This is a genomic window from Streptomyces nidicola (assembly GCF_050106155.1).
In the GTDB taxonomy this organism is placed as follows: Bacteria; Actinomycetota; Actinomycetes; order Streptomycetales; family Streptomycetaceae; genus Streptomyces.
The window spans coordinates 8,948,260-8,973,351 of sequence record NZ_JBNBPI010000001.1 but is presented as its reverse complement, the minus strand read 5'-3'; the positions used below and the strand labels follow the sequence as shown (position 1 = coordinate 8,973,351).

Sequence of the window (25,092 nt, the reverse complement as noted above, 5' to 3'; positions counted from 1 at the left end):
AGTGACATGCCCGACGAGCCGCGCACCGACTCGGCACCACCGCAAGACCACGGCCTGAAGCGGTCCTTGACCGGGCGCCAGCTCAGCATGATGGGACTCGGTGGCGCCATCGGCACCGGTCTGTTCCTCGGTTCGAGTCTCGCCATCTCGGCCGCGGGCCCGGCCACGGTGATCGCCTACGTGGTCTGCGCGCTGATCGCCCTGGTGATCGGCTGGGCGCTCGCCGAGATGACGTCCGTGCACCCGGCGGCCGGTTCCTTCGGCAGCATCGCGCGGCACTATCTGGGCCCGCTCGCGGGGTTCGTGATCCGCTGGACGTACTGGACGATCCAGGTGATCGCGATCGGCGGCGAGGTGATCGCGGCCGGCATCTACGTGCGTTTCTGGTGGCCCGAACTCCCGCTCTGGCTCCCGGTGGTGGCGTTCTCGCTGCTGCTCCTCGCGGCGAACGCGCTGAGCGTCGGGGTGTTCGGCCGCCTGGAGTACTGGTTCTCCACCATCAAGATCACCGCGATCGGTGTGTTCGTCCTGCTCGGCTGCGCGTACGTGTTCCTCGGCCTGCCGGGCCACCCGGCGGTCGGCACCTCGAACCTCTCCGGCCACGGCGGACTGCTGCCGCACGGCATGAGCGGCCTCGCCACCGCCTTCGTCTTCGTGATCTTCAGTTACATCGGCACCGAGATCATCGCGGTGACCGCGGCCGAGTCCGAGAACCCGGTGCGGGACATCCCCCGTGCCGCCCGGCGGATGGTCGTCCGCCTCGCGCTGTTCTACGTCCTGGCCATGGCGATCGTCGTCACCGTCGTGCCCTGGACGCGCACCGCCAAGGGCGGCGACGTCACGGCCAGCCCCTTCGTGCAACTCTTCGACGTCGCGGGCATCCCGGCGGCGGCCGGCATCATGAACTTCGTCGTCCTCACCGCGGCCCTCTCCAGCGCCAACGCCAACACGTACCTGGCCACCCGCATGATCCACTCCCTGGCCGTGGACCGGCACGCGCCACGCCTCTTCGCACGCGTCGGCACGCGGGGCGTCCCGCACCGGGCGCTCGCCGTCTCCGGCATCGGCCTCGGCGCGGCGGCGCTCCTCTCGGTGCACTCCGAGGACACGGCGTACATCCTGCTCTTCGGCATCTCGGTGTTCGGCGCGCTGGTGGCGTGGATCCTCATCCTGGCCACGCACCTGGCCTTCCGCCGCCACCGCACCCGGCACGGGCTGCCCGCCTCGCCGGCCAGGCTGCGCGGCGCCCCCTTCACCACCGTCGCGGCCGCCCTCGCCCTCGCGGCGATCCTGGTCTCCACCGTGTTCATCGAGGGCCTGGAGGACTCCTGGAAGGCGGGCCTGCCGTTCTTCGCGGTGCTGGTGGTGGTGTACCGGTTCGGGGCCCGGCGGTACGAGACGGCGGGGGCGCTGCCGGACAGTACGGTGCCGGAGGGGGCGGTCCCTGCCTCCCGCGAGCCGGCCGACCGCTCCGGCGAGCGGGATCACTCCAGGTAGTGGGCGCGCCCGTCGTCGTCCATGTCCACGGACCCTTCGGGCAGGATGCAGAACTCGTTGCCTTCCGGGTCCGCCATCACCAGGAACCCGCCCTCGTCGTACTCGGTGAGCCGCCGCCCACCGAGCGCTTCGACCCGGTGCTGCTCGGCGGCCAGGTCGGGCGAGGTGAGGTCGACGTGCATCCGGTCCTTGCCCGGCGTGGGCTTCGGATTCCGCTGGAATCCGAACACCAGGCCGCCCTCCCGGCGCAGCCAGATGTACGGGCCCGTACGCTGCTCGATCGGCCGCCCAAGCAGCTCCGACCAGAAGGCGGCCAGCCGCTCGGGATCCTCGGCGTCGACGACAAGGGCCGCGATCTGCACGGGTGTTGCCGGCATGCGGTGACCTCCAGGAGTGCGTGTCCGGTGTGTCCATGCGTGCTGTTCAGGTTGCCAGGTCGTCCACGAGGCGCCTTGCGAGCAGTTCGGAGGACGCGGGGTTCTGGCCGGTGTAGAGGTTGCGGTCGACCTGCATGAACGGGCGCAGTGGCAGGCGTCCCTTGCGGTAGTCGGCGCCGCCTTCGCGCAGCCGGTCCTCCAGGAGCCAGTTCGCCCTGCGGCCGAAGCTGTTGAACTTCTCCTCCAGGTTGGACAGGCCCGTCATCCGGTACCCGGCGAACGGCCACGTTCCGTCCTCGTTGCGCGCCGCGAGCGTGGCGGCCGGCGCGTGGCACAGCAGCGCCAGCGGCCTGCCCGAGTGCAGCACGCGGGTGAGCAGCGCCCCCGACACCGGGTCGACGGCGAGGTCCTCCATCGGCCCGTGTCCGCCCGGGTAGAAGACCAGGTCGAACGCGTCGGGGTCGATCTCCTCCAGGGCCCTGGGCTTGTTCAGCTCGTCCTGGATGGAGTCGAGGTACCCGGCGACCTCGCGCAGCTTGGACGGCAGTCCGGCGGTGCGGGACATGCTCAGCCGGTCCAGCGTGGGAGCCCTGCCGCCGGGCGTCGCGATCGTGATCTCCCATCCCGCGCGGCTGAAGATCTTGTGCGGCATGGCGAGTTCCTCACCCCAGTAACCCGAGGGGTGCACTTCTCCGCCCTTCAGCGTCCAGCGGTCGGCCGCGGACACGACGAAGAGGACTCGGGTCATCGCCGGCTCCCAGGTGCAATCGGTTTCACTCTTTCCCTCTGTTCATCGTCGGGGCTCAGCCGTGGTGCGCAAGCTGTCGCGGCGTTTCCCGCCTTGGGTCACGCTGCCCGGCTCGTGCTCGCGCCGGTGGGCCGGGACGCGGTCAGCCAGGTGCGGTAGCGGCGCAGGGCACGTCGCTGCCGGCCCTGTTCGCAGAGCAGGGCGCGCGCCGGGTGGGTGTCGGGCCTCGGGTCCCGGCCGTGGGCGATGCGGCGCATCTGGTGGCGGACCTGGGCCATGGTGGCGGCCGAGGCGAGGGACTTGTCGGACCAGGCCACCGGGCGCATGCCGCGGTCCGCCTCGCGGCCGCCGCGCCAGCGGTCGGGCAGGTCGGGCGTGACGGAGAGTGCGGTGCCGATCCCGACGACCGCGACGCCGCCGTCGAGGACACGCTCCGCGGTCTCGCGGCGGGTGATGCCGCCGGTGAGGACGAGGGGGATCGGGCTCGTCTTGACCAGGTCCGTGGCGAGGTCGAGGAAGTAGGCCTCGCGGGCCTGGGTGCGGTCGTCGGCGGGGCGGCCGGTCATCGCCGGGCTCTCGTAGCTGCCGCCGGACAGTTCGACGAGGTCCACGCCGAGCGGTTCGAGCATCGCGATCACCTGGCGCGCGTCGTCGGCGTCGAATCCGCCGCGCTGGAAGTCGGCGGAGTTGAGCTTCACCCCGACTCCGAAGGAGGCCGGGACGACGGCGCGCACGGCCCGGACGATGTCCAGGAGCAGCCGCGCCCGGTTCTCCAGCGATCCACCCCACTCATCCGTGCGCTTGTTGACCAGCGGAGACAGGAACTGCGACAGCAGATAGCCGTGCGCGGCGTGGATCTCGACGCCGTCGAAGCCCGCCTCCGCGGCGCGGCGGGCCGTGACCGCGAAGCGGTTCACCGTGGCGTCGATCTGTTCGGCAGTCATGGCGGTGGGGCGGCCGAAGCGGCCGCTGTGCCTGCCCAGGTCGACGCCCACGGCGGAGGGGCCCCACACGACGCCGGGCATGCCTGACTGCACTTGGCGGCCGGGGTGGTTGATCTGCATCCACATCGCGCCGCCGCCCGACTTGCCGGCCTCGGCCCACGCGGCGAACGGCTCGATGGGCGCGTCCTCGTCGAGCACGACGCCCGCGGGGCCGGTCAGTGCCTCGGCGTGCACCATGACGTTGCCGGTGATCAGCAGTCCGGTGCCGCCCGCGGCCCAGCGCCGGTACAGCGCCAGAAGGTGCTCTCCCGGCAGCTGCCCCTCGTCGGCCAGGTTCTCCTCCATGGCCGCCTTCGCGATCCGGTTGCCCAGTACCTGCCCGGAGCGCAGGGCCAACGGCGAGAACAGCTCGCTGGTCATCGGAGTCCCTCTCTTCTGCGGCCACGTCCGTCGCCGTCAGGACGACAGCTCGGGGTGCCCACCTAGAATGTGTGCAGCACTCACATTAACCAGAGGATGTGAGCGGTGCACACATGAGAGGGTGTGTCCTGTGCCACAAGCGGCCTCAGAGATCAGGCCGTCCCGTCTCCCTCGATGGCGGCGGGCCGCACCTGCGCCGCGCGGACGCGCGCCACGTCCAGCTTTTCGGAGCGGTCGAAGCGGTAGATGCCGTTCTGCTCCTGGAAGAGGTCGGTGAGCTGCGTGTAGCAGTAGCCGAACATGTCCGGGTCGTCCAGGAGTACGCCGGTGAGACCGGCGAAGCGGCGCTGGAACTCCTCCTCGTCGCGCGGGCGTTGGCCGTATCCCCACGAGACGTCGCGGTCCTCGCCCGCGGCCTCCGCCTCGTCCGGGTTCCACCAGATGCCGCCGAACTCGCTGCAGAAGTACGGCTGTCCGCGGTACGGGACGGACCAGGTGGCGTCCGGTGTCTCGTCCTGCGGGTTGATGAACGGCTCGTCCTTGGCGAGGCCGCTCATCAGCTTTCCGAAGACCTCCGGGTTCTGCTCGTAGCAGTGGGAGTCGTAGACGTCCGTCTCCGGGACGCGGTGCGCGTAGCCGGAGGCGTCGAGGACGGGGCGGGTGGTGTCTGCGGCCTTGGTGGCGAGGAACATGGCGCGGGTGACCTCGTCGAGGACGCTGCGGCGGTCGGAGAGCCGCTGGCGTGTCTCGTTGAGCGGGCACCAGCCGATGATCGACGGGTGGTTGTAGTCGCGCTCGACGGCCTCCAGCCACTGCGCCACGAAGCCGCTGGTGGGCTGCTGGTTGTCCGCGCTCACAGGGCCGGTGCTCGCGCCCCAGTCGCCGAACTCGCCCCACACCAGGTAACCGAGGCGGTCGGCGTGGTGCAGGAAGCGCTCCTCGAACACCTTCTGGTGCAGGCGGGCACCGTTGAAGCCGGCGGCGAGGGAGAGTTCGATGTCGCGGACGAGCGCGGCGTCGTCGGGGGCCGTCATCAGGCCGTCGGGGTAGTAGCCCTGGTCGAGGACGAGGCGCTGGAAGACGGGTTCGCCGTTGAGGAGCACGCGCTTGCCGTCGACGGTGACCGAGCGCAGGCCCGCCGTGCACACGGCCGAGTCGACGACCGCGCCGGACGCGTCGACGACGTCGAGGTGGATCTCGTACAGGTGCGGGTCCTCGGGCGACCAACTCCTGCGCCGTTCCTCGGGGATGACCAGCACCAGGCGCGGCGCGAGGTCGAGGTGGGCGGCGACCGAGGCCTCGGCCACGGCGCCCTGCGCGTCGGTGAGGCGGGCGCGGACGCGGTGGCCCGCGCGGCTTCCGGACAGCGGGAGTTCGAGGTGGAAGCAGCCCGCGGCGAGGTCGGGGGTGATGCGGGGGCGGCCGAGGTGGGTGTCGGCGACCGGTTCCATCCACACCGTCTGCCAGATTCCCGTCGTACGGGTGTAGAGGCAGCTGTAGTTGGCGTAGCGGTCGGACTGCTTGCCGCGCGCCTGCGGGCCCTTGGCCTCGTCCCTGGCCCGGACCACGATCGTGGCGTCCTCGCCGGGCCGCACCGCGTCGCCCAGGTCGGCGCTGAACGAGGTGAACCCGCCGCTGTGCCGGGCCACTTCCCGCCCGTTGACCCAGACCGTCGCGTCGTGGTCGACGGCCCCGAAGTGCAGCACGGCCCTGCGTCCGGCCCACTCGGCGGGCACCCGTACGGTGCGCCGGTACCAGACGGCGGCGTGGAAATCGGTGTCACCGATGCCGGACAGCTCCGACTCCGGGCAGAACGGGACGGTGATCCGCTCGGGCAACTCGGCGTCGACCAGACCGCGTTCGAGGCCGCTGTCCCCGGGATCCCGGGCGAACTGCCACGGACCGTTGAGGTTGAGCCAGTCCGTCCGGACGAAGCCGGGGCGCGGGTACTCGGGGCGGGGAAGGTCCTGGGCGGCCATGCACTCTCCTGGGTCCTCGTGACGGGCGCGTTCGAGGAGCACGGCGCGGCGCGGTCCACGCGCAGTCGAACCGGCTGCCCTCGACACACTCATCTCAGCACCGATTTACATCGCTGTAAACGAGAACGGGAGAACTACCGGGCCGCCGCGGGCCCGGGCGCTGTTCAGGCAGTCGGCTGCGGCGCGCTCTCCCGGACCACCAGCGAGTGCGGCACGAACTCGTGCCGGCCAAGCCCGTCGAAGCCTTCGATCCGCTCGATCAGCAAGTCGAGCGCGCGCCGGGCCAGTTCGGCCTCGTCGGCCCGTACGCAGGTCAGGCTCGGCCGCACCGCCGACGCGAGCGTGCTGTCGTCCCAGCCGGTGACGGCGACGTCCTCCGGCACCCGCAGCCCCCGCTCCCCCAGCGCGCGCAGGGCCCCCAGTGCGACCAGGTCGTCGCGGCAGAAGACGGCGTCCGGCGCCATGCCGCCGTCGAGCGCGGCCCCGAGGGTCTGCGCGGCGGAGTGCGCGTCGGCCACCCGCCCGGTGACGATCAGGGCGGGGTCGACCGGGAGTCCGCAGGCTTCCAGCCCCTGTTGGTACCCGATGAGGCGCTGACGCGAGGTCTCGCTCGGCGCCGACTCCTCGGCGCACAGGAACGCGATGCGGCGGCGCCCGAGGGCGGCGAGATGCTCGACGACCTCCGCCGCCGCACCGATGTTGTCGATCCGCACGTGGTCGAGGGTGAGCGGCGCGGCGCTCTCGCCAAGGAGCACGACCGGGACCCCTCTGCGGTGCTGGGCGATCTCCGTGGAGCTCAGCCAGGACGGCTGAAGGAGCACACCGTCGACGACGCCCGCCTCCTGCGCGGACAGCATGGCCCTCTCGACGTCCGGGGCGTCGCCCGACTCCTCGAGCAGCAGCCGGTATCCGCGCTCCCCCGCCGCCCGCGAAAGGACGTGGGCGAGTTCGGCGAAGTACGGAATGCGCAGGTCGGGGAAGGCGAGCGCGATCATCCCGGTGCGTCCTGTGGCGAGGTTGCGGCCGCGCAGGTTGGGCCGGTAGCCCAGCTCGTCGATGGCGCGCTGGACCTTGGCGCGCGTGCTCTCTCGTACGTGCACATAGCCGTGGACGACGTTCGAGACCGTCTTCGTCGAGACGCCGGCGTGCTGGGCGACATCGCTCAGGCGGACGTTGGGCACTTCGCCTCCCGGTGGGCCGACGCGGGGTCCGCCGCGTGGACGTGTGGACCGACGCGGGTTCCGCGCCTGCTGGGGCGCCGCGCCGACTGCGCGCCGAACCCTACCTGTTGACACCCAAATTTACAGCGCTGTAAGTTCGCCGCGCTCTGCTCGTAACTCAACTCACACACCTCGGGGCCCGCACGCCCCGAGGTCGCGTGACACCACTCCCAGGAGGCGACGAGGTGACGATCGGACCAGAGCGAGCCGCGATCCGGGGTGCGGGTGGTGCATGACACGACGGATGCCATCGCGCCACAGTTCGTCCGCGCCCAGCCCGCCGACGTGGGCTGCTTCAACAACAACCGGGAGCTGGCCCGGTACATCGAGCGCGGCGTGCTCGCCGACGTCTCGGACCGGCCCGCGGCCCGCCGCATCACCGGCAGCGTCGCCTTCGCCTCGTACCTCATGGCGATGGCACCGACCGTACTCGTCTACCTGTTCTCCCAGCGCTGGGTGATCAGTGGACTGACCCAAGGGGCCGTCAAGCAATGACAGCGACAGCACTCAGCAGGATCCCGGCCCACCCCCGCGCCCGGGACGCGTCGGTCCTGCGCGGCGAACACTGGCGTGTCACCGTGCTCACCGAGGGGCTGCTGCGTCTGGAGTGGTCCGAGGACGGCGGGTTCGAGGACCGCGCGTCGAGCTTCGCGCTCCACCGCGACCGGCCTACGCCAGAGTTCACGGTCCGGGAGGGCGACGACGTCCTTGAGGTGTCCACGAGTCGCCTCCATCTCCTCTACGACCGCCGAGAGTTCAGCGCGAACGGCCTGGTCGTCACGGCCCCGACCGGTGGCCGCTGGCGCTTCGGGGAGAGGCGTTCGGACAACCTGGGCGGCACGGCCCGTACCCTCGACGACGCGGACGGGCGCATCCCGCTGGAGGACGGTGTCGCCGCCCGCGACGGGATCGCCGTCATCGACGACTCGACGTCGTTCCTCTTCGACGACGAGGGCTGGGTGGCGTCGCGCGAGCCCGGCCGGCTCGACCTGTACGTCTTCGCGTACGGCCACGACTACGACGAGGCGGTGCGGGCGCTGTACGGGCTGTCGGGGCGGCCGCCCGTGCTGCCGCGATGGGCGCTGGGCAACTGGTGGAGCCGCTACCACGCGTACACCACCGACTCGTACCTGGAGCTGTTCGACCGCTTCGACGCGGAGAAGCTGCCGTTCTCCGTGGCCGTGATCGACATGGACTGGCACCGCGTCGACTCGGTGCCGGCGAAGTACGGCACCGGCTGGACGGGCTACTCGTGGGAGCGCGAGCTCATCCCCGACCCGGAGGCCTTCCTCGGCGAGCTGCACCGCCGTGGCCTGCGGACCACCCTGAACCTGCACCCCGCCGACGGGGTCCGCCCGTTCGAGGACGCGTACCCGGAGGTGGCGCGGGCGGTCGGCGTCGATCCCGCCTCCGACGCGACGATCCCCTTCGACCTCACCGACCGGGCTTTCCTCGACGCCTACTTCCGCCTCCTGCACCACCCGCTGGAGGACCAGGGTGTCGACTTCTGGTGGGTCGACTGGCAGCAGGGCAGCACGTCACGGATCCCCGACGTGGACCCGCTGTGGCTCCTGAACCACTTCCACTTCCTCGACTCCGGGCGCGAGGGCCGCCGCCCGATGGCGTTCTCCCGCTACGCCGGTCCCGGCAGCCAGCGCTACGGTGTCGGCTTCTCCGGCGACACGGTGGTGTCGTGGGAATCCCTCGCCTTCCAGCCGGAGTTCACCGCGTCGTCGGCCAACATCGGTTACGGCTGGTGGAGTCACGACATCGGCGGCCACACCCGCGGCGTCCGCGACGACGAACTGGCCACGCGCTGGCTCCAGTTGGGTGTCTTCTCCCCCGTCCTGCGTCTGCACTCGGCGAACAACCCGTTCATCCGCAAGGAGCCGTGGCAGTTCCCGTCCGAGCCCCGGCAGGCGATGGGCGAGGCGCTCCGGTTCAGGCACCGGCTGGTGCCGTACCTGCACACCATGAACCACGTCGCGGCGACGGGCACACCGCTGGTGCGTCCGATGTACCACGTCGCGCCGGAGCGTCACGAGGCGTACGACGTGCCCAACCAGTTCACCTTCGGCAGCGAGCTGATCGTGGCGCCCCTCACCACCCGTCGGGACGAGGTGACACTGCTCGCCTCCACGCCTGCCTGGCTGCCGCCCGGTACCTGGACCGACATCTTCACCGGCACGGTGTACGACGGCGACCGCCACATCGAGCTGCACCGCGGCCTTGACGCGATGCCCGCCCTGCTGCGCGGCGGTGGCATCCTCCCGCTGGCCGGGCCCGACGACCTGGACGCCACCCGCAACCCCGAACACCTGGAACTGCTCGTCGCGCCCTCGGAGAACGGCACGTTCACCCTGATCGAGGACGACGGCCAGGGCGACGGCACGAACCTGCGCACGGTCACCACGCGCCTGGAGTGGGACGCCGGGTCCGGCATCCTGCTCATCGGTCCGGCGGACGGCCCCGAGGGCATCGTTCCCGCCGCCCGCACCTGGACGGTCACGTTCCTGGCGAACCTGCCCACGGGCCCGGCCCTCGTCGACGGCGAACCCTGCGACGTCACCGGCGGGCCGGGCCGGTTCAGCGTCACGGTCAGGGCCGCGGCCACCTCCTCCGCCACGACGGTCGAGGTGAAGCTCGGCTCGCCGATCCACCCGGACCGCACGCGGGACACGATCCAGGGCATCCTCGCCGCGGCTCAGTTCGACAACCCCACGAAGCTGGAGATGTGGCGCATCGTCACCTCGTCAGGACCGCTGACGTCGAAGATCTCGGCGCTGCACGCGCTGCGGGTTCCGGCGGAATTGTTGAGCGCGGTGATGGAACAGTTGACGGCCCGGGAGCGGTGATCCGGAGCCGCCACTGACCCGGAGCCGCCACTGATCAGGGGCCGTCACTGGCCCGGCTCCGCCCCGTCACCCCAGGAAATCCATCAGCGGGGCGTTCAACTCCTCCGGTGCGGTGAGCGGCAGGGAGTGGTGCGTGGCTCCGCGGAGCACGGCCACCTCGCCATGTGGGAGTGTCCGCCGGGCCCTCTCGGCGACCTTGCCCGCGTCGTGGGCGCGGCTGTGCTCCGCGAGCAGCGTCAGCACCGGCATCCGGAGACCGGCGACCCGCGGGCGGCCGCCGGCGATGAGCTTGCGGCCGGGAACCGTGTAGGCCAGCGCGTACAGGCGTTGCCAGTCCTCGTCCGGGTGGGCGTCCCCCGTCTCCCAGGCCAGAAAGGCGCGGGCACGGGCCTCACTCGGGCGGACCAGGGTGGGCAGCGCGCGCAGCAGGTAGCCGGGGCGGAACCCGGCGAAGACCTGTGTGGGGTCGACGAGGGCGAGCCGGTCGATCCGCCGCGGCGCGTGCAGCGCGTACCGGACGGCTGTCCAGGCGCCGTACGAGTGGCCGCACAGGTGCGTGCGGGTGAGGCCGAGCCCGTCGAGGAGCGCGTCCATCCAGGCCGTCAGGTCGTCGGCATTCCGCAGCGGTACGCCACGGCGTTCGGTGCGACCCGCGTCGCCCAGCAGGTCAACCGCGTAAATCCGGTATCTCTTGCCCAGGGCCGGTGCGTTGGCGAACCAGACCAGGCCGGTCGCCGAGCCGCCGGGCAGCAGTACGAGCGGACGTCCGTCCGCCGGTCCGTGCACATGGACCCGGGTGCGCCCGTACGGCGTGACGACGTCGCGCTCCTCCGTGAACTCGGGCCAGCGGGAAAGGAGTTCGTCATAGGCACGGTCGAAGGCGGACAGGGACACGGGGTTTCCTCCCGCTCGGCTCATCCTCGGTCCAGATACGCCAGCACCGCGAGTACCCGCCGGTTGTCGTCGTCCGACGGGGTGAGCTCCAGCCTCTGGAAGATGCTCGCGGTGTGCTTGGACACCGCGCGTTCCGTGACGACGAGCTTCTCGGCGATGGCGGCGTTGGAGCGGCCCTGCGCCATCAGTTCGAGCACCTCGGTCTCCCGGGGCGTGAGGCGGTTCACGGCGCGGTCGCGGGTGGAACTGCGGGCCAGGAGCTGCGAGATGACCTCGGGGTCCATCGCGGTGCCGCCCGCGGCGACGCGGCGTACGGAGTCGACGAACTGCGCGGCGTCGAACACACGGTCCTTGAGCAGGTAGCCGGTGCCGCCCCTGCCGTCGGCCAGGAGTTCGCGCGCGTACAACTGCTCGACGTGCTGGGAGAGGACGAGGATCGGCAGGCCGGGGCGGGCGCGGCGGGCGGCGAGGGCGCACCGCAGTCCCTCGTCGGTCTGGGTCGGCGGGAGCCGGACGTCGACGACCGCGACCTCGAGGCTCGGTTCCTCGAGCGCGCGGGCGAGTGCGGGTCCGTTGTCCACCGCGGCGAGCACCTCGAAGCCGAACGCCTCCAGCATGCGGACGAGTCCGTCGCGCAGCAGGAAGAGGTCCTCGGCGATCACTACGCGCACGCTGGCTCCCGTGGGGATCTCGGCAATCGGCTCACGCCACGCTACCGGGCGGGAGCAGCTTGCACGGGATCTCCATCGTGACGCTGGTGGGTCCGCCGTCGGGGCTGTGGACGGTGAGGGTGCCGTCGAAGGCGTCGAGCCGGCGGGCGATGCCGCGCAGGCCGGAGCCTTCGGGGTCGGCGCCGCCGCGGCCGTCGTCGGTGACGTCGATGCGCAGGACGCCGTATTCGTGGGTGAGTTGGAGGCGTACGTGGGTGGCGGCGGCGTGCTTGGCGGCGTTCGTCAGCGCCTCGCTCGTCGCGAAGTAGGCGGCGGATTCGACGGCGGCCTCGGGTCGGCCGGGCAGTTCGGTCCGGGGCTCCACGGGCACGGGCATCCGCAGGGCCAGCGCGCGGACGGCATCGGAGAGGCCTCGTTCGGCGAGGACGGGCGGGTAGATGCCGCGGACGAGCTCGCGCAGTTCCTCCAGCGCCCGCACGGAGTCGGCGCGGGCCCGGGCGAGCAGCGCCCGGGCGGCCGCCGGGTCGCTCTCCATGAGTGCGTCGACGGTGCCGAGGTGCATGCCCATCGCGACGAGCCGGGCCTGCGCGCCGTCGTGCAAGTCGCGTTCGATGCGGCGCAGTTCGGCGGCGGAGGCGTCGACGGCGTCGTGCCGGGTCCGGGCGAGTTCCTCGACGCGCCGGCGCAGCTCGGCGCCGCGCGGGGCGAGCAGCCTGCGGGTGAGCGTGAAGTGGACGCGGAGCATGGGTTCCGCCGCGTAAGAGGCGATGACGGCGATGAGGGTGGCGAGTACCGCGGCGGCCAGCGCGGTGCCCTGACCACTGACCGGGATGAAGCCGTACCACCACGCTCCCCCGTCGAGCGCGCGCCAGAGTCCCGCCGCGACCACGTAGCCCTCGACCGGGTACACGACGAGCGCGGCGGGCAGCAGCGCGGTGCCGAAACCGGCGGTCATGTCGGCCACGAGCCAGCGCAGGTTCCGCCAGGTCGCCGGGTCGCGCAGCAGCCGCAGACACGCGCCCGGCTGTCCGAGCGGACCGGGCAGCCGGTCGCCGGGCTCGGGCCGGTACGCGGCCCGCGGGATCGTCACGCCGCACCAGCGCGCCGCCAGCTCCCGCCGTACGTCGGCGTGGGAGCGGACGAGTCGCAGCAGCGGCGGGGTGGTGAACAGGCCGACGCCGACCACGATGCAGACGATCGAGACGACGGACGTCACGAACAGGACGAGGGAGCCGGCGAGCGACAGCAGGGACAGCGCGAGGCCACGGGCCCCGGCCAGCGCCGCCCCCTTGATCCGTTCGATCCGTTCGATCCGTTCGATCCGTGTGCCGCGCATGTCGGTGATCCGTCCGCCGCCCCGTAGGCCCGCTCCGCTCAGATTATGCCGGGTCGGCTCCGGCGCCTCAGGCGGCAACGGCCACCGCCTCGACCGCCGGGGCGCGCAACACCCGCCGCGTCGTGACGAGTCCGGTGCCGAACGTCGCCGCGCCGGCGACGGCCACCGTGGCCGCCCAGATCCACGGCCCCTGCCCCGGCAGCACTCCGTCGGCACGCACCGCGGTGAACGGCACGAGCCCGGCGAGCGCCGCGATCGTCCCGGCGACCACGCCGGTGACCGTCAGGACCGCGCTCTCCGCGCCGACCATCGTGAGGACCTGGCCCGGGGTCGCGCCCGCGAGCCGCTGGCCGCCGAACTCGCGGCGCCGGTGGACGGTCGCCGCGTACAGGCTGTTGACCAGCATGATGCAGGCGAAGACGACGATGACGCCGACGACGATCAGGTTGAGCGTCGCGAGGTTCTTGTCGTCGACGCTGCGCGCGAGGCCGGAGGACGCGACCGCGTCGTTCTCCACGGCCTGCATGGAGAGCGTCGCCGTCGCGACACCGATGAAGAGGATCAGCGGCATCAGCACGGCGGAGAGGTCGCCGGCGCGCTGTCGTAGGTTGTGGACCGTCAAGTAACCGCTCGCGCCGGTCAGCGCGGTGAGCGGCCAGGTCAGCACCGCGAGCGCGGCGCGCAGCAGCGCGGGGGCGAACGCCGCGAAGCCGATGGAGAGCAGGATCGCGCCGTACGCGGGGAGCGCCATCAGCGCCGGATCGGTCGTGTCGAACGCGAAGGTGGCGCTCGCCGAGCAGACGCCGAGCACGAGCGCGGCGGTCCCGCCGACGGTCCGCAGGCGTCCGCGCGGGCGTCGCTCGCCGGCCTGCTGCCGGGTGGCGCGGCGCACCGCGAGGAACGCGGCACCGGTCGACGCCAGCACCGTCACCGCGGCGCCGCTGCCCGCCGCGACCGGCCCGAACACCGCATCGACGCCGTGCGCGACCTGCGCGGTGTCGTGGAAGGCACCCACCAGTGCGCGCCCGCCGAGCACCGCGGGTCCGATGGCGAGCAGGGACGCGACGACCCCGATCACGGCCGCCTCGCCGACGACCATGCGCTTGATCTGTGCAGGTGTCGCGCCGCAACTGCGGAGCAGGGACAGTTCCACGGCGCGCTGGCGTACGTTCACGGTCAGCGTGGAGGCGATCGCGAAGAACACCAGGAGCGTGCCGTACCCGCCGACCACGCTCGCGGACGTGGTCAGGGTCTCGGCGCTGGTGTCGTCGACGCCGGCCTGGGCGGCGGTGTCGTAGAGCGAGTCGAAGGACATGACGATCACGGCGCCGAGGAACGCGGACAGCAGTGTCGCGGCGAACCGTCCGGGGCGGTGCCGTACGGACCGCAGGGCCAGGGAGAACATGCGCTCACACCTCCATCTCGGTGTGCGTCGCGGCGTTGGCCGTGGTGGTCGCCGTCGGGCGGTCCCCGAGGTGCGCGAGCCGTTCGGCGACGGCGTCCACGCTCGGCGCGTCGAGGCGCCCGGCGAGCCGTCCGTCCGCGAGGAACAGCACCGTGTCGGCGTACGAGGCGGCCACCGGGTCGTGCGTGACCATCACGACGGTGCGGCCGTGCAGCCGCGCCGCCTCCCGGAGCAGGGTGAGGACTTCCCGCGCGCTGCGGGTGTCGAGCGCGCCGGTCGGCTCGTCGGCGAAGACCACGGCCGGTTCCGCGACCAGCGCGCGGGCGATCGCGACGCGCTGGCGCTGCCCGCCGGACAGTTCGGCGGGCCGATGCCCGAGGCGCTCCGCGAGCCCCACCTGGCGCAGCGTCTCGCGCACCCGCGCCCGGTCGACGCGCCGCCCGGCGAGTCGCAGCGGGAGGCTCGTGTTCTGCTCCACGGTGAGGGTGTCGAGGAGGTTGTACTGCTGGAACACGAACCCGATCCGGGTGCGGCGGAACTTGGTGAGCGCCGCTTCGGTGCCTCCGGTCAGCTCTTCCCCGTCGACCGTGACGATCCCGGCGTCCGGCCGGTCGAGGCCGGCCGCGCACTGGAGCAGTGTCGACTTGCCGGAGCCGGACGGCCCCATGACCGCGGTGAAACTCCCGGTGGGCAGACTCAGCGACACCCCGTCCAGCGCGGTCACCGCGGCCTCGTCCGTCCCGTACACCTTGTGCACCCGGTCGAGCCGGAGGGCCTCCGGGCTGCGTGCCGGCCGGGCCTTCCTGCGCGCACGACTCGTACGACCGACCATCGTCGGCACCTCCACGTCTTCACGTGGGGCACCGCTTGTGCCCCGGTGACGACGCTATGGAGCGACGGGTGCGGACACATTGGGCGCAGAGCCCCTCGGTGGGGTGGAGTTTCCTACACCTGGTGGTGGGGGTTCTCCTGGGCGCCCGGCGCTCGCGTGAAGTGTCGCGCCGTGGGGGCGAGGGCTGCGGCCGCCGGGGCCAGGAAGCAGATCGACGCGCAGCTGAGCAGCACCGGCCCGGCCCCGAAGGTGGTGATCGCTGGCGCGATGAGGGCGAGGCCGAGCGGGGCCAGGCCGTAGGAGAGCAGGAAGTCGAGGGAGGAAACGCGGGCGAGTTTGTCGGGGGCGATCTCGCGCTGCGTGGCCGTGAACCAGGGCACGTTGAACAGTTCGATGCCAAGGCCGGCCACCGCGTAGGCGGCGACGACCACCGCGGGGTGCACCGGCAGGGTCAGGCTGAGCGGGGCGAAACCGTAGACCGCGAGGCCCGCGAGCGCCGACCAGCCCTGGGAGCGCGGCCGCCAGCGGGCGATGACCAGGGCGCCGACGAGGGCTCCGACGGCGTACGCGGTGGTGGCCGCGGCGAGCACCGCCTCGGTGTCGTAGCGGTCGCGGCTGATCAACGGCAGGGCCACCCCCGTGGCGGAGTAGCCGGTGGCGATGACGGCGGTGAGGGCGCCGAGGCCGGCGACGAACCACGGGTGGCGGCGGGCCTCCCGCACACCCTCCAGGAACTCACGCCGGAACGAGGCCCGTTGGGGCGCCTGCGGCTCGGCCTCGACCCCCACTGGGGGTGTCTTCGCGCCGCGGCCGGGGACGAGCGCCGCCACCAGCCAGAGCGCTCCGATGCCCAGGAGCAGGGCCTTGATGTCGAGCACGGCGGCGAGCAGCGCGGCGAGCGAGGGACCCATCAACGTGCTCGCGCGGACCGCCAACGTCATTGCGGCATTGGCCTGTTGGCGTCGTCCGGGCTCGACGACCTCCGCCGCGAGCGCCTGGAACGCCGGTCGGCACGCCCCCTGCCCGGCGCCCGCGAGCAGCGCGGCACCGGCCATCAGGAGCAGCGAGCGCCCCAGGCCCGCGGCCAGCAGCGGCGCTGCCACGGCCGCGGCCAGCGCCGACCACAGGACCACGGCGCGGCGCGAGTGCCGGTCGGCCAGTACTCCGCCGATGGCGACCGCGCCGAGGAATCCGGCGGTGCGGGCCGCCAGGGCGAGGCCCAGGCCCGCCGCCGTGAGGTCGCGTTCGAGTACGGCGAGCCCGAGGACGAACGGCAGGGCCCAGGTCGCGAGGCCGGATGCGGTGGTGCCGGTCCACAGACGCAGGAAGACGGGGTCGAGCAGGACGGGCCGCGGGCGCGACGGCCGGGCGATGGCGGGGTCCTGGGGTGGCGAGGTGGTCACGGTTGGCGACTCCTATGGGTCGGCGATCGACGGGGATCGGGGGTGTTTTCGCCCAACAGGCAGGCGACGGGTTCGGTGGATTTTTTCGCCCAACAGGCAGGCAATCGCGCGGTATTAACCCGCAGCGCGCAGGTCTGCCGCCGGACCGCATGTCGGGCACGGACTAGCTTAGTGAAAACGATTGTCGTTACAGTACCCCTCGGGTTCCACCACCCCGCACCGGGGTGACGGCTCCCGTGCCTCCCCCTGCCCGCCACCACGAACACCCTTGAGGAGCAAGCCCCTTGCACCGCACCAACACACCGACCCCCACCACCGAAGGGACCCCCGCGTGAAGCACACCGACGAGGTGTTCGCGGCGGCACTCGGCGGCGAACTCGGTCCCGTTCCCTCGACGTTGACGGCCACCAGCGTCTTCTGGATCCACCACGGCACCCGGCTCGCGGGCGGTGATGTGACGTACCTCAACCAGTACGTTCTCGTCCGGCTCGGCGGCTCCTTCGGCGGCTGTGCCTTCGAGGCGGGCGAGATCGGGCCCGAGCTGTGCCGGGAGGTCTCCGGCAGCCCCCTCGACACGCTGCTCCGGGAGGGGCCGCGCCCGCTGCGGATCGCCGCCCTCGACGCGTATCTCGCTGAGCAGCGTCCGCACCGGGAGGCGGCCGGCGCCGAGCCCGTGACGCTCCCCGCGGGTCCGCCCGAGGTGCGCGCCGTCGCGCGGGACACCGCCATCGCCGGGCTCCTCGACCTTCCGGCGGGAGCCCGCGTCGGCCTCATCGGCGTCGTCAACCCGCTGGTCGCGGCGATCCGGGAGCGCGGCGGGGTTCCGCTCCCCTGCGATTTCAATCTGCGCGCCACCCAGTGGGGCGACGAGGTCACCGACGACATGCATCAGGTCCTCGACACCGCCGACGCGGTGGTCGCCACGGGCATGACGCTCGGCAACGGCAGCTTCGACACCATCCTGGAGCGCTGCCGCGCCCGCGCCGTCCCGCTGATCGTCTACGCGCAGTCCGGCAGCGCCGTCGCCCGCGCCTTCCTCGGGGACGGGGTGTCCGCGCTGTCCGCGGAGCCCTTCCCGTTCTCGCAGTTCAGCGCCGACCCGAGCACCCTGTATCGCTACCGGTCCGCGAGCGGCTCGTGACGGCTGGAACCCGTCGGGCCGCCCCCGGTGCCGTCCGCACCGGCACCGGGTACGCGCCCTGTCACCACGGCGAGATCCTGCAAGGCGTCTTCCGGGACGAGCACGGGCGATGTCGCCCGGGCCTCGTCACGCTCCCGATGAGCGAGCCGGGAACGCACGCCCATTTCACCCCCGGGCCCGGCGTGCTCACCGTCGTCCCCGCCGACCGCACGAAGGCGCTGCGCGCAGCCTCCCTCACCGTCGAGGAGTGCGCCTCGCAGTGTGAACGGGAGCCGTGCGGCGGCGTGTTGACACTGGTCGGCGACATTCCCGTCGGCCTCGGCATGGGCAGTTCCACCAGCGACGTGCTCGCCACCGTACGGGCCGTGGCCGACGCCTTCGGGCTGTGTCTCGCTCCCGACATGGTCACCCGGATCGCGCTGAGCGCCGAGCTGGCCTGCGACCCGCTGATGCTGGACGGCCGCCCGCGCCTGTTCGCCCAGCGGCACGGCCGCGTCCTCGAAGTGCTCGGCGAGGCGCTGCCCCCGGTGGTCGTCGTGGGCTGCACCCTGGCCGGCGGCGCCCCGGTCGACACCCTCGCCCTGCCCGCCCCCACCTGCGCCGACAGCGACGTCGACGCCTACGAGACACTGCGCGCCCAGCTGCGTCGCGCCGTGCGTGACCGCGACCCCGCCCTGCTCGGCCGCGTCGCCACGGCCAGCGCCCGCCGCGCTCAACTGCGGCTCGGTCACGCCGGGTTCGAGACGCTCACCGCCCTCGCGGACCGGGCAGGAGCCGTCGGCGTACAGATCGCGCACAGCGGGTCCGTCGCCGGTGTCCTCTTCGATCCGGCGGCCCCCGGGGCCCGGCGTCGCATCCGCCGCTGCGCGCGGGACCTGGACCGTGCGGGCCTGCCCGTCACCCGGACGTTCACGACCTTCCCCACACCTGAGGAGTTCGCCCATGGAGCAGCACATAGCCGAGGCGATCGGCCGACCGGACCTGATACGCCTCGACGACCGGCTCGTCTGTCTGCGCTTTGAGACCATGAAGGTGGTCTCCGCCCTGACCGCCGTCGAGCATCTGCTCGTCACGGGCGCGGTCCGCCGCGGCGACACCCTCCTCGACAGCTCGAGCGGCATCTACGCCTACGCGCTCGCGCTGGCCTGCCACCGGCACGGCATGCGCTGCCACATCGTCGGTTCCACCACCGTCGACCACACGCTGCGCACCCAACTCGCGCTGCTGGGCGCCACGTTGGAGCAGATGGAGCCGTGCGCCGACCTCAAGCTGGACCAGAAGCGGCGCGTCGCCCGCATCCAGGAGATCCTCGCCGAGCACCCCGACTACCACTGGATGCGCCAGTACCACGACGACATCCACTATCTCGGCTATCGCGCGGTCGCCGACCACGTACGCGAGCAGTTGGGCGCGGGCGAGCCGCTCACGGTCGTCGGCGGCGTCGGGTCCGGTGTCTCGACCGGGGCCCTCGCCCGCTATCTGCGGGAGTCGGGCGGCGATGTCCGCCTCGTCGGTGTGCAGCCCTTCGGGAGCATCACCTTCGGCAGCGAACACGTCGCCGACCCCGACATCATCATCGCCGGGATCGGCAGCTCCATCCCGTTCGGCAACGTCGACCACGCGTCGTACGACGTCGTCCACTGGGTCTCGTTCGACGCCGCGCTCGCCGGCAGCGTCGATCTGCTGCGCCGCCATGCCGTGTTCGCCGGCCTGTCCACGGGGGCCGGGCACCTCGCGGCCGGCTGGGAACGGGGCCAGGACCCGGGGCGCACCGTGCTGTTCATCGCCGCAGACACCGGCCACCGCTATGTGGACAGTGTCTTCGCCCGCCACCACGAGGCCGCCCGCGTGGCGGACCTCGCCCCGCGCGCCGTCGCCTCCCTCGACGAACTCGCCCCGCCCTGGTGCCGGATGAGCTGGGACGGGGCGGACGCGCCCGCCTCCGCGGTGGCGTAGGCGGGCGCCGATCCCGACGAGGCACCGATCCCGACGAGCCCCACGACCGTTCCTCTCCATGGAAAGGGTGGCCGCATGCCCCCGCCCCTCACCACCGCGCCGACCACACGGGCCGCCGACCCGGAGTCGACGCCCGCCAAGAAGAGGCTCCTCGCCACCCTCCCCGGCATGCTTCTGACCTGCGTGGTTCTCGGTGCGTTGCTCGTCGTCTCGGTCGTGGTCGCCATCGGCCTCGGAGCCGCCGTGGTCACCCCGGGCGAGACCGCGCACTACCTGTTGGCCGCGCTGACCGGCGGGACGATCCGGGCCGACGAGGTCACCACGTACCAGATCGTCTGGCAGATCCGGACGCCGCGCGTCCTGCTCGCCGCGCTGGTCGGTGCGGGCCTGAGCGCGGTCGGTGTCGCCGTCCAGGCCATGGTGCGCAACGCGCTCGCCGACCCGTTCGTCCTTGGTGTCTCGTCCGGGGCCTCGGTCGGAGCGGTCACCGTCACGGTCACAGGAGGGCTCGCCGCGCTCGGCATCTACGCGGTGTCGGCGGGCGCGTTCCTCGGCGCGCTGGCCGCGTCCGTCCTCGTGTACGTGGCCTCCGCGCGCCGCGGCGCGCTCTCGCCGCTGCGCCTCGTCCTGACCGGCGTGGCCCTGTCGTTCGGCTTCCAGGCGCTGATGAGCGTCATCGTCTACCTCGCCCCCGACAGCGAGGCCACCAGCACCGTCCTGCACTGGACGCTCGGCGGCTTCGGTGCAGCCACCTGGGGTGCGCTGCCCCTCGTGGCCGCCGTGGTGGTGGTCGGCGTGGTCGTCCTGCACCGGCACGCCCGCGCCCTCGACCTCCTCGCGCTCGGCGACGAGGCCGCGACGAGCCTGGGCATCGACCCCGACCGGCACCGCAAAGCACTGCTCCTGCTGGTCTCCCTCGTCACCGGAGTCCTGGTCTCGGTCAGCGGTGCCATCGCCTTCGTCGGTCTGGTGCTGCCGCATCTGGTGCGCATGGTGGTCGGCGCCACCCACGCCCGGGTGCTGACCGTCGCGCCGCTCGCAGGAGCCGTGTTCATGGTCTGGGTCGACCTGGTCTCCCGCACGCTGGCCGCCCCGCGCGAACTGCCCCTCGGTGTCATCACCGCGCTCGTCGGCGTGCCGGTCTTCATCACGTTGATGCGCCGCAACGGCTATGTGTTCGGGGGCCGTTGACATGGAACTGCGACTCGACGGCCTCTCGGTCGTCACCGACGGGAAGAGCCTCGTACGCGACCTGTCCCTCGACGTACCCGAGGCCGAGGTCGTGGGCCTCGTCGGCCCCAACGGCAGCGGCAAGTCCACCGCGCTGCGCTGCGTCTACCGGGCACTGCGCCCCACCTCGGGCGCCGTACAAGTAGGCGGGGACGACGTGTCAGGGCTGCCGCTGCGGCGCAGTGCGCAGCTCATCGCGGCCATGACACAGGACGGCGCCGTCGACCTCGACTTCACCGTCGAAGAGGCCGTCGCGTTGGGCCGCGCGCCCCACCTGCGGGGCAATCAGCGCCTGAGCCGGCACGAACGCGAAGTGTGCGCCGCGACCATGGACCGTCTCGGCATCGGCCACCTCGCCGACCGCGGCGTCCTGACCCTGTCCGGCGGCGAACGCCAACGCGTTCTGCTCGCCCGCGCGCTCGTGCAGGACCCCGAGATCCTGGTCCTGGACGAGCCGACCAACCACCTCGACGTACGCCACCAGGTACAACTCCTGTCCCTGCTAAGGGAGTCGGGGCTGACCGTGCTGATCGTCCTGCACGACCTCAACCTCGCCGCGGCCGCCTGCGACCGGATCGGCGTGCTGTCGCAGGGACGGCTGGTGACGGCCGGGACGCCCAAGGACGTCCTGACACCCGAGCTGGTCGAGGACGTGTTCGGGGTCGAGGCGAGCGTCGTGCCGCACCCGCTGACGGGCGATCCCCAGCTGCTCTACTCGCTCACCCCCGCCTCCGACCCGACCACCTGACCCCACCCACTCGCCACACACCGAAAGGTGCATCACGCATGCCGCAACTCCTCCCGCCCCGTGCCTCGTTCCGCAGACGGGCCGCCCTGAGCGCCGCCGTGGCCACCGCATTCCTGGCCACCGCCTGCGGCGCCTCCGTGGATCCCGGCTCCAAGGCGGCCGCCGCCGAGAAGACCACCGTCAAGCGGTGCGGCGAGAGCGTCGCGTACACGAAGCCGAAGCGCGCCGTCGCCTATGAGGGCGGCAGCGCCGACAAGCTGTTCAGCCTGGGCCTGACCGACCGGGTGCTCGGCTACGTCATGCCGCCCGCGAACCCGCCGGTGGAGCTGTCGCCGTGGGCCAAGGAGTACGCCAAGGTCAAGAAGCTCAGCGACGACCTCCTCAACAAGGAGATCGTGGTCGACGCCAAGGCCGACTTCGTGGTCGCGGGCTGGAACTCCGGCTTCAGCGATCAGCGGGGCATCACCCCCGCGATCCTCGACAAGCTGGGCGTGCAGAGCTTCCTGCACACCGAGAGCTGCTTCAACTATCCCAAGTACCCGCAGAAACTCACCCCGTTCAAGGCCCTCTACTCCGACCTGGAGCGACTCGGGAAGATCTTCGGAGTGGAGGGGCGGGCGAAGGACGTCGTCGGCGACCTCGAGCAGCGCGTGCGGGCCGTCGAGGCGAAGGCGCCCAAGGGCGAGCGCGTGCCGGTCTTCCTCTACGACTCGGGCACGGACCAGCCGTTCACGGCGGGCGCCCAGGTCCCGCCCACCGACATCATCAAGAGCGCCGGTGGGCGCAACGTCTTCGCCGACGTCGATCAGCGCTGGACACAGGTCAACTGGGAGGCCGTCGCCACCAGTCGGCCCGAGGTCGTCATCATCCTCGACTACGGCGACCAGCCCGCCAAGAAGAAGATCCAATTCCTGAGGAGCTCGCCGCACACCAGGGATCTGCCCGCGGTCAAGAAGAACAACTTCTTCGTCCTCGACTACAACGAGGGCATCAGTGGACCGCGCAACATCGACGGCCTGGAGAAGTTCGGCAAGTATCTGCGCGACCTGAAGCGCTGACGCTACTCCAAAGGACAACTGGTGAGCAGCGTCGCGGAGTTCGCGTCCGCCGGGCGCCGGACGGTGTGACCGGCCGGGGGCCGCCCTTTGCCCGCGATCCACTCCTCCATGGCCTCGAAGGCGGCCCGGTGGCACGGCACGATCGGGCGGAGCTTGTCGGGGAAGGCGTCGACGAGGGAGTCGACGTGGGTGCCGACCTCGATGCGGTAGTAGCGCAGCAGGGCGCCCCGGCCGGACTCCCGCACCATGTCGGCGTAGACGTCTGAGCCCTGGCTGGCAGGGAGCAGAACGTCGAGGGTGCCCTGGAGGGTGATCAGGGGTTTGCCGATGCGGCCGGTCAGAGCGATGCGGTCGACGGCGCGGTGAACCGCGGCGGGGCGGTCCGCGTAGGCGTAGTCGGCATCGCACGCCGGGGTTCCCGGGGCGCAGTAGGGGGTCCCGGCCTCGGTCGCGCCGTCGTAGTCCGGGTCGAGTTCCTCGCGGTAGATGCGCTGGGTGAGGTCCCAGTAGACCTTGTGGTGGTAGGGCCACAGGAACTCGGATCCGGCCGGGTAGCCCGCCTTGTGCATGGCCTGCTGCGCGGCTTCGGCGCCCTCGCCCCCGGCCGCGTACGTCGGGTAATCGCGCAGGGCCGGGGGCAGGAAGGTGAGCGGGTTGGGGCCGTCGGTGCGCCAGAGGGTGCCCTCCCAGTCCACTCCTCCGTCGTACAGCTCCGGTGGTTCTCCAGTTGCCAGCGCACCAGGTAGCCGCCGTTGGACATGCCGGTGGCGAGGGTACGGGTGGGCGGACTGTGGTAGCGCCAGTCGGCGATCGCCCGGTCGTTGGCGTACTGCTCGCGGTTTGCCGGGGTTCCGGAGACCACGAGGCCGCCGTTCCAGTGGTCGGGCAGCCGGATCACGAACTGGGCGTCGTGGTTCCACCCGTGGTTGGTGTTCGTGGTGGAGGTGTCGGGGAAGTAGCCGTCGATCTGGATGCCGGGGACGCCGGTGGGGGTCGGCAGATCCTTGGGCGTGAGGCCGTTGTAGTCGGCCGGGTCCGTGTGACCGGACCCGGCCGTGCCCGCTGTCGTCAACTCGTCCAGACAGTAGGCCTGTTGGCGTTCGGCGCCGGGTACGCGCAGTTGGGCGCGGGCGGCGCAGTGACCGCCGCCGGTCGCCGCTCCGGCTGCCGGTGCCGTCGCGGTGGACGCGAGGAACAGTGAGCAGATTCCCGCGAGCGACAGTGCCGCGCGTGCGGTCCGTCTGCGGTGCGTACGGGTTTCCGTGCGGGCCGGGGGCATCCGTTCCTCCAAGTGACGTGTGACGGGGCTTGTCAGCCGCCGAGGCCGAAGAACTTGCTGATCCAGTGGCTTGAGCAGATCGAGTCCAGGAAGTACGGAGCGCCGGTGCTGCCGCACTGCTCGGCGCCGGTTCCCGGGTCGACGGGGGTGCCGTGGTTGATGCCCGGCACCTTGTCGACCTCGACGGCCACCGTGCCGTCGGACGTCGCGTACGAGTCCTGCTGGGTCGCGTTCGGGCCGATGCTCGCGGTCCTTGTGGGTGTCTGGCCCACGCCGTGCAACTCCGTCCACTGGTCGCGGAGTTCGGTGCCGTTGCGCGGTGCGACGGTGGTGTCCTTGTCGCCGTACCAGATGGCGACGCGCGGCCAGGGGCCGGAGTACGACGGGTTGGCGTCACGCACAAGCCGGGCCCATTCGCTCGGGCTCTTGTCCACGCCCGGGTTCATGCAGGAGTACGCGCCGAGGACGTCCTTCGCGCACCCGGAGGGCAGGCCCGCGACGATCGCGCCGGCGGCGAACACGTCCGGGTAGGCGGCCAGCACGGCCGAGGTCATGGCGCCGCCCGCGGACAGACCCGTCACGAACACCTTCTCGGCGTCGCCGCCGTAGGACGACACCGCGTGGTCGGCCATCTGCTTGATCGACAGCGCCTCGCCCTGGTCACGCCGGACATCGCCGGGCTGGAACCAGTTGAAGCACTTGTTCAGGTTGTTCGACGACGTCGTCTCGGCGAGCACGAGCACGAACCCGTCGCGGTCGGCCATCTCGGGCAGGCCCGAGTTGTCGGCGTACGTCTGAGCGTTCTGCGTGCATCCGTGCAGCGCGAGCACCACGGGCGCGTTGTCCGGCAGTGCCGGCGGCTTGTAGACGTACATGTTCAACCCACCAGGGTTTGAGCCGAAGTTGCCGACCCGCGTGAGGGTCACGGCGGCACTCGCCGAGGGCGCGGGACCGATGAGGACGGACGCGAGCACGAGCGAGGCGACGGCGGCGAAACCGGCCGTCAAACGGCTCCACCGGCTGCGGGGCCGCGCATGGTGTGAGGGCACTGACATGCGGAACGCTCCTCGATTCGACACATGCCCGTTAGCACCGGGCA

At 71.9% G+C, this 25,092-nt stretch carries 20 protein-coding genes and 2 pseudogenes; 9 read left to right on the top strand and 13 right to left on the bottom strand.

Features of this window, described 5'->3' with window-relative positions; all coding sequences use genetic code 11:
• The first annotated feature begins 6 nt into the window (after positions 1-6).
• On the top strand, positions 7-1,497 hold the full coding sequence (locus ACOKM3_RS40490) for an amino acid permease (RefSeq protein ID WP_426906288.1): 1,491 nt from the start codon (positions 7-9) through the stop codon (positions 1,495-1,497).
• On the opposite strand, the gene ACOKM3_RS40485 is transcribed toward ACOKM3_RS40490, so the two are convergent.
• The 5 genes from ACOKM3_RS40485 to ACOKM3_RS40465 all read right to left on the bottom strand — a co-directional run bounded on the left by ACOKM3_RS40485 (position 1,485) and on the right by ACOKM3_RS40465 (position 7,146).
• The gene (locus ACOKM3_RS40485) at positions 1,485-1,874 is read right to left on the bottom strand and encodes a VOC family protein (RefSeq protein WP_426906287.1); all 390 of its coding nucleotides are present in this window, start codon (positions 1,872-1,874) and stop codon (positions 1,485-1,487) included. The two genes, ACOKM3_RS40490 and ACOKM3_RS40485, sit on opposite strands and share 13 nt — an antisense overlap.
• 46 nt (positions 1,875-1,920) lie before the next feature.
• The gene (locus ACOKM3_RS40480; protein ID WP_426906286.1) at positions 1,921-2,622 is read right to left on the bottom strand and encodes a type 1 glutamine amidotransferase domain-containing protein; all 702 of its coding nucleotides are present in this window, start codon (positions 2,620-2,622) and stop codon (positions 1,921-1,923) included.
• A 98-nt stretch (positions 2,623-2,720) separates the two neighbouring features.
• Positions 2,721-3,986 (bottom strand): NADH:flavin oxidoreductase/NADH oxidase family protein, encoded by a 1,266-nt coding sequence (locus tag ACOKM3_RS40475; protein ID WP_426906285.1) that lies wholly within the window; start codon positions 3,984-3,986, stop codon positions 2,721-2,723.
• A gap of 152 nt (positions 3,987-4,138) precedes the next feature.
• Positions 4,139-5,965 (bottom strand): glycoside hydrolase family 2 protein, encoded by a 1,827-nt coding sequence (locus ACOKM3_RS40470; RefSeq protein ID WP_426906284.1) that lies wholly within the window; start codon positions 5,963-5,965, stop codon positions 4,139-4,141.
• A 164-nt stretch (positions 5,966-6,129) separates the two neighbouring features.
• Positions 6,130-7,146, bottom strand: coding sequence for a LacI family DNA-binding transcriptional regulator (locus ACOKM3_RS40465; RefSeq protein ID WP_426906283.1), 1,017 nt, complete (start codon positions 7,144-7,146; stop codon positions 6,130-6,132).
• A 267-nt stretch (positions 7,147-7,413) separates the two neighbouring features.
• Between ACOKM3_RS40465 and ACOKM3_RS40460 the strand changes: the two genes are divergently transcribed.
• Positions 7,414-7,680, top strand: coding sequence for a hypothetical protein (locus ACOKM3_RS40460; RefSeq protein ID WP_426906282.1), 267 nt, complete (start codon positions 7,414-7,416; stop codon positions 7,678-7,680).
• Positions 7,677-10,040 (top strand): glycoside hydrolase family 31 protein, encoded by a 2,364-nt coding sequence (locus tag ACOKM3_RS40455; RefSeq protein WP_426906281.1) that lies wholly within the window; start codon positions 7,677-7,679, stop codon positions 10,038-10,040. The genes ACOKM3_RS40460 and ACOKM3_RS40455 overlap by 4 nt, the downstream gene beginning before the upstream one ends.
• Before the next feature lie 66 nt (positions 10,041-10,106).
• Here the strand turns inward: ACOKM3_RS40455 and ACOKM3_RS40450 are convergent, their stop codons facing one another.
• The 6 genes from ACOKM3_RS40450 to ACOKM3_RS40425 form a co-directional block, all read right to left on the bottom strand.
• On the bottom strand, positions 10,107-10,958 hold the full coding sequence (locus ACOKM3_RS40450) for an alpha/beta fold hydrolase (RefSeq protein ID WP_426906280.1): 852 nt from the start codon (positions 10,956-10,958) through the stop codon (positions 10,107-10,109).
• Complete coding sequence (locus tag ACOKM3_RS40445; protein WP_426906279.1) at positions 10,955-11,605, bottom strand: LuxR C-terminal-related transcriptional regulator; 651 nt, start codon at positions 11,603-11,605, stop codon at positions 10,955-10,957. Before ACOKM3_RS40445 ends, ACOKM3_RS40450 begins: the two co-directional genes overlap by 4 nt.
• Before the next feature lie 31 nt (positions 11,606-11,636).
• Complete coding sequence (locus ACOKM3_RS40440; RefSeq protein WP_426906278.1) at positions 11,637-12,941, bottom strand: sensor histidine kinase; 1,305 nt, start codon at positions 12,939-12,941, stop codon at positions 11,637-11,639.
• Between the two features lie 67 nt (positions 12,942-13,008).
• Positions 13,009-14,346 (bottom strand): ABC transporter permease, encoded by a 1,338-nt coding sequence (locus ACOKM3_RS40435; RefSeq protein ID WP_426906277.1) that lies wholly within the window; start codon positions 14,344-14,346, stop codon positions 13,009-13,011.
• A gap of 4 nt (positions 14,347-14,350) precedes the next feature.
• Positions 14,351-15,178: an ABC transporter ATP-binding protein gene (locus ACOKM3_RS40430; protein ID WP_426906276.1), complete on the bottom strand. Its 828-nt coding sequence runs from the start codon at positions 15,176-15,178 to the stop codon at positions 14,351-14,353.
• Between the two features lie 113 nt (positions 15,179-15,291).
• The gene (locus ACOKM3_RS40425) at positions 15,292-16,581 is read right to left on the bottom strand and encodes an MFS transporter (protein WP_426906275.1); all 1,290 of its coding nucleotides are present in this window, start codon (positions 16,579-16,581) and stop codon (positions 15,292-15,294) included.
• Positions 16,582-16,912: 331 nt separating this feature from the next.
• Here ACOKM3_RS40425 and ACOKM3_RS40420 point away from each other — a divergent pair, with 331 nt between their 5' ends.
• The 6 genes from ACOKM3_RS40420 (at position 16,913) to ACOKM3_RS40395 (ending at position 22,714) form a co-directional block, all read left to right on the top strand.
• On the top strand, positions 16,913-17,722 hold the full coding sequence (locus tag ACOKM3_RS40420; RefSeq protein ID WP_426906274.1) for a Rossmann-like domain-containing protein: 810 nt from the start codon (positions 16,913-16,915) through the stop codon (positions 17,720-17,722).
• Between the two features lie 137 nt (positions 17,723-17,859).
• Positions 17,860-18,744 (top strand): GHMP family kinase ATP-binding protein, encoded by an 885-nt coding sequence (locus ACOKM3_RS40415; protein ID WP_426906273.1) that lies wholly within the window; start codon positions 17,860-17,862, stop codon positions 18,742-18,744.
• Positions 18,665-19,678, top strand: a complete 1,014-nt coding sequence (locus ACOKM3_RS40410) for a pyridoxal-phosphate dependent enzyme (protein ID WP_426906272.1) — start codon at positions 18,665-18,667, stop codon at positions 19,676-19,678. The genes ACOKM3_RS40415 and ACOKM3_RS40410 overlap by 80 nt, the downstream gene beginning before the upstream one ends.
• A gap of 168 nt (positions 19,679-19,846) precedes the next feature.
• Positions 19,847-20,869, top strand: coding sequence for a FecCD family ABC transporter permease (locus ACOKM3_RS40405; protein ID WP_426907018.1), 1,023 nt, complete (start codon positions 19,847-19,849; stop codon positions 20,867-20,869).
• Between the two features lies 1 nt (position 20,870).
• Positions 20,871-21,656, top strand: a complete 786-nt coding sequence (locus ACOKM3_RS40400; protein ID WP_426906271.1) for an ABC transporter ATP-binding protein — start codon at positions 20,871-20,873, stop codon at positions 21,654-21,656.
• A 38-nt stretch (positions 21,657-21,694) separates the two neighbouring features.
• On the top strand, positions 21,695-22,714 hold the full coding sequence (locus ACOKM3_RS40395) for an ABC transporter substrate-binding protein (protein ID WP_426906270.1): 1,020 nt from the start codon (positions 21,695-21,697) through the stop codon (positions 22,712-22,714).
• Between the two features lie 2 nt (positions 22,715-22,716).
• Here ACOKM3_RS40395 and ACOKM3_RS40390 read toward each other — a convergent pair.
• Together ACOKM3_RS40390 and ACOKM3_RS40385 are read right to left on the bottom strand one after the other, a co-directional pair.
• Positions 22,717-23,993 (bottom strand): annotated as a pseudogene (locus ACOKM3_RS40390) (3-hydroxybutyrate oligomer hydrolase family protein).
• A gap of 35 nt (positions 23,994-24,028) precedes the next feature.
• Positions 24,029-25,048, bottom strand: a pseudogene (locus ACOKM3_RS40385) (extracellular catalytic domain type 1 short-chain-length polyhydroxyalkanoate depolymerase); the annotation flags it as partial.
• Positions 25,049-25,092 lie beyond the last annotated feature (44 nt).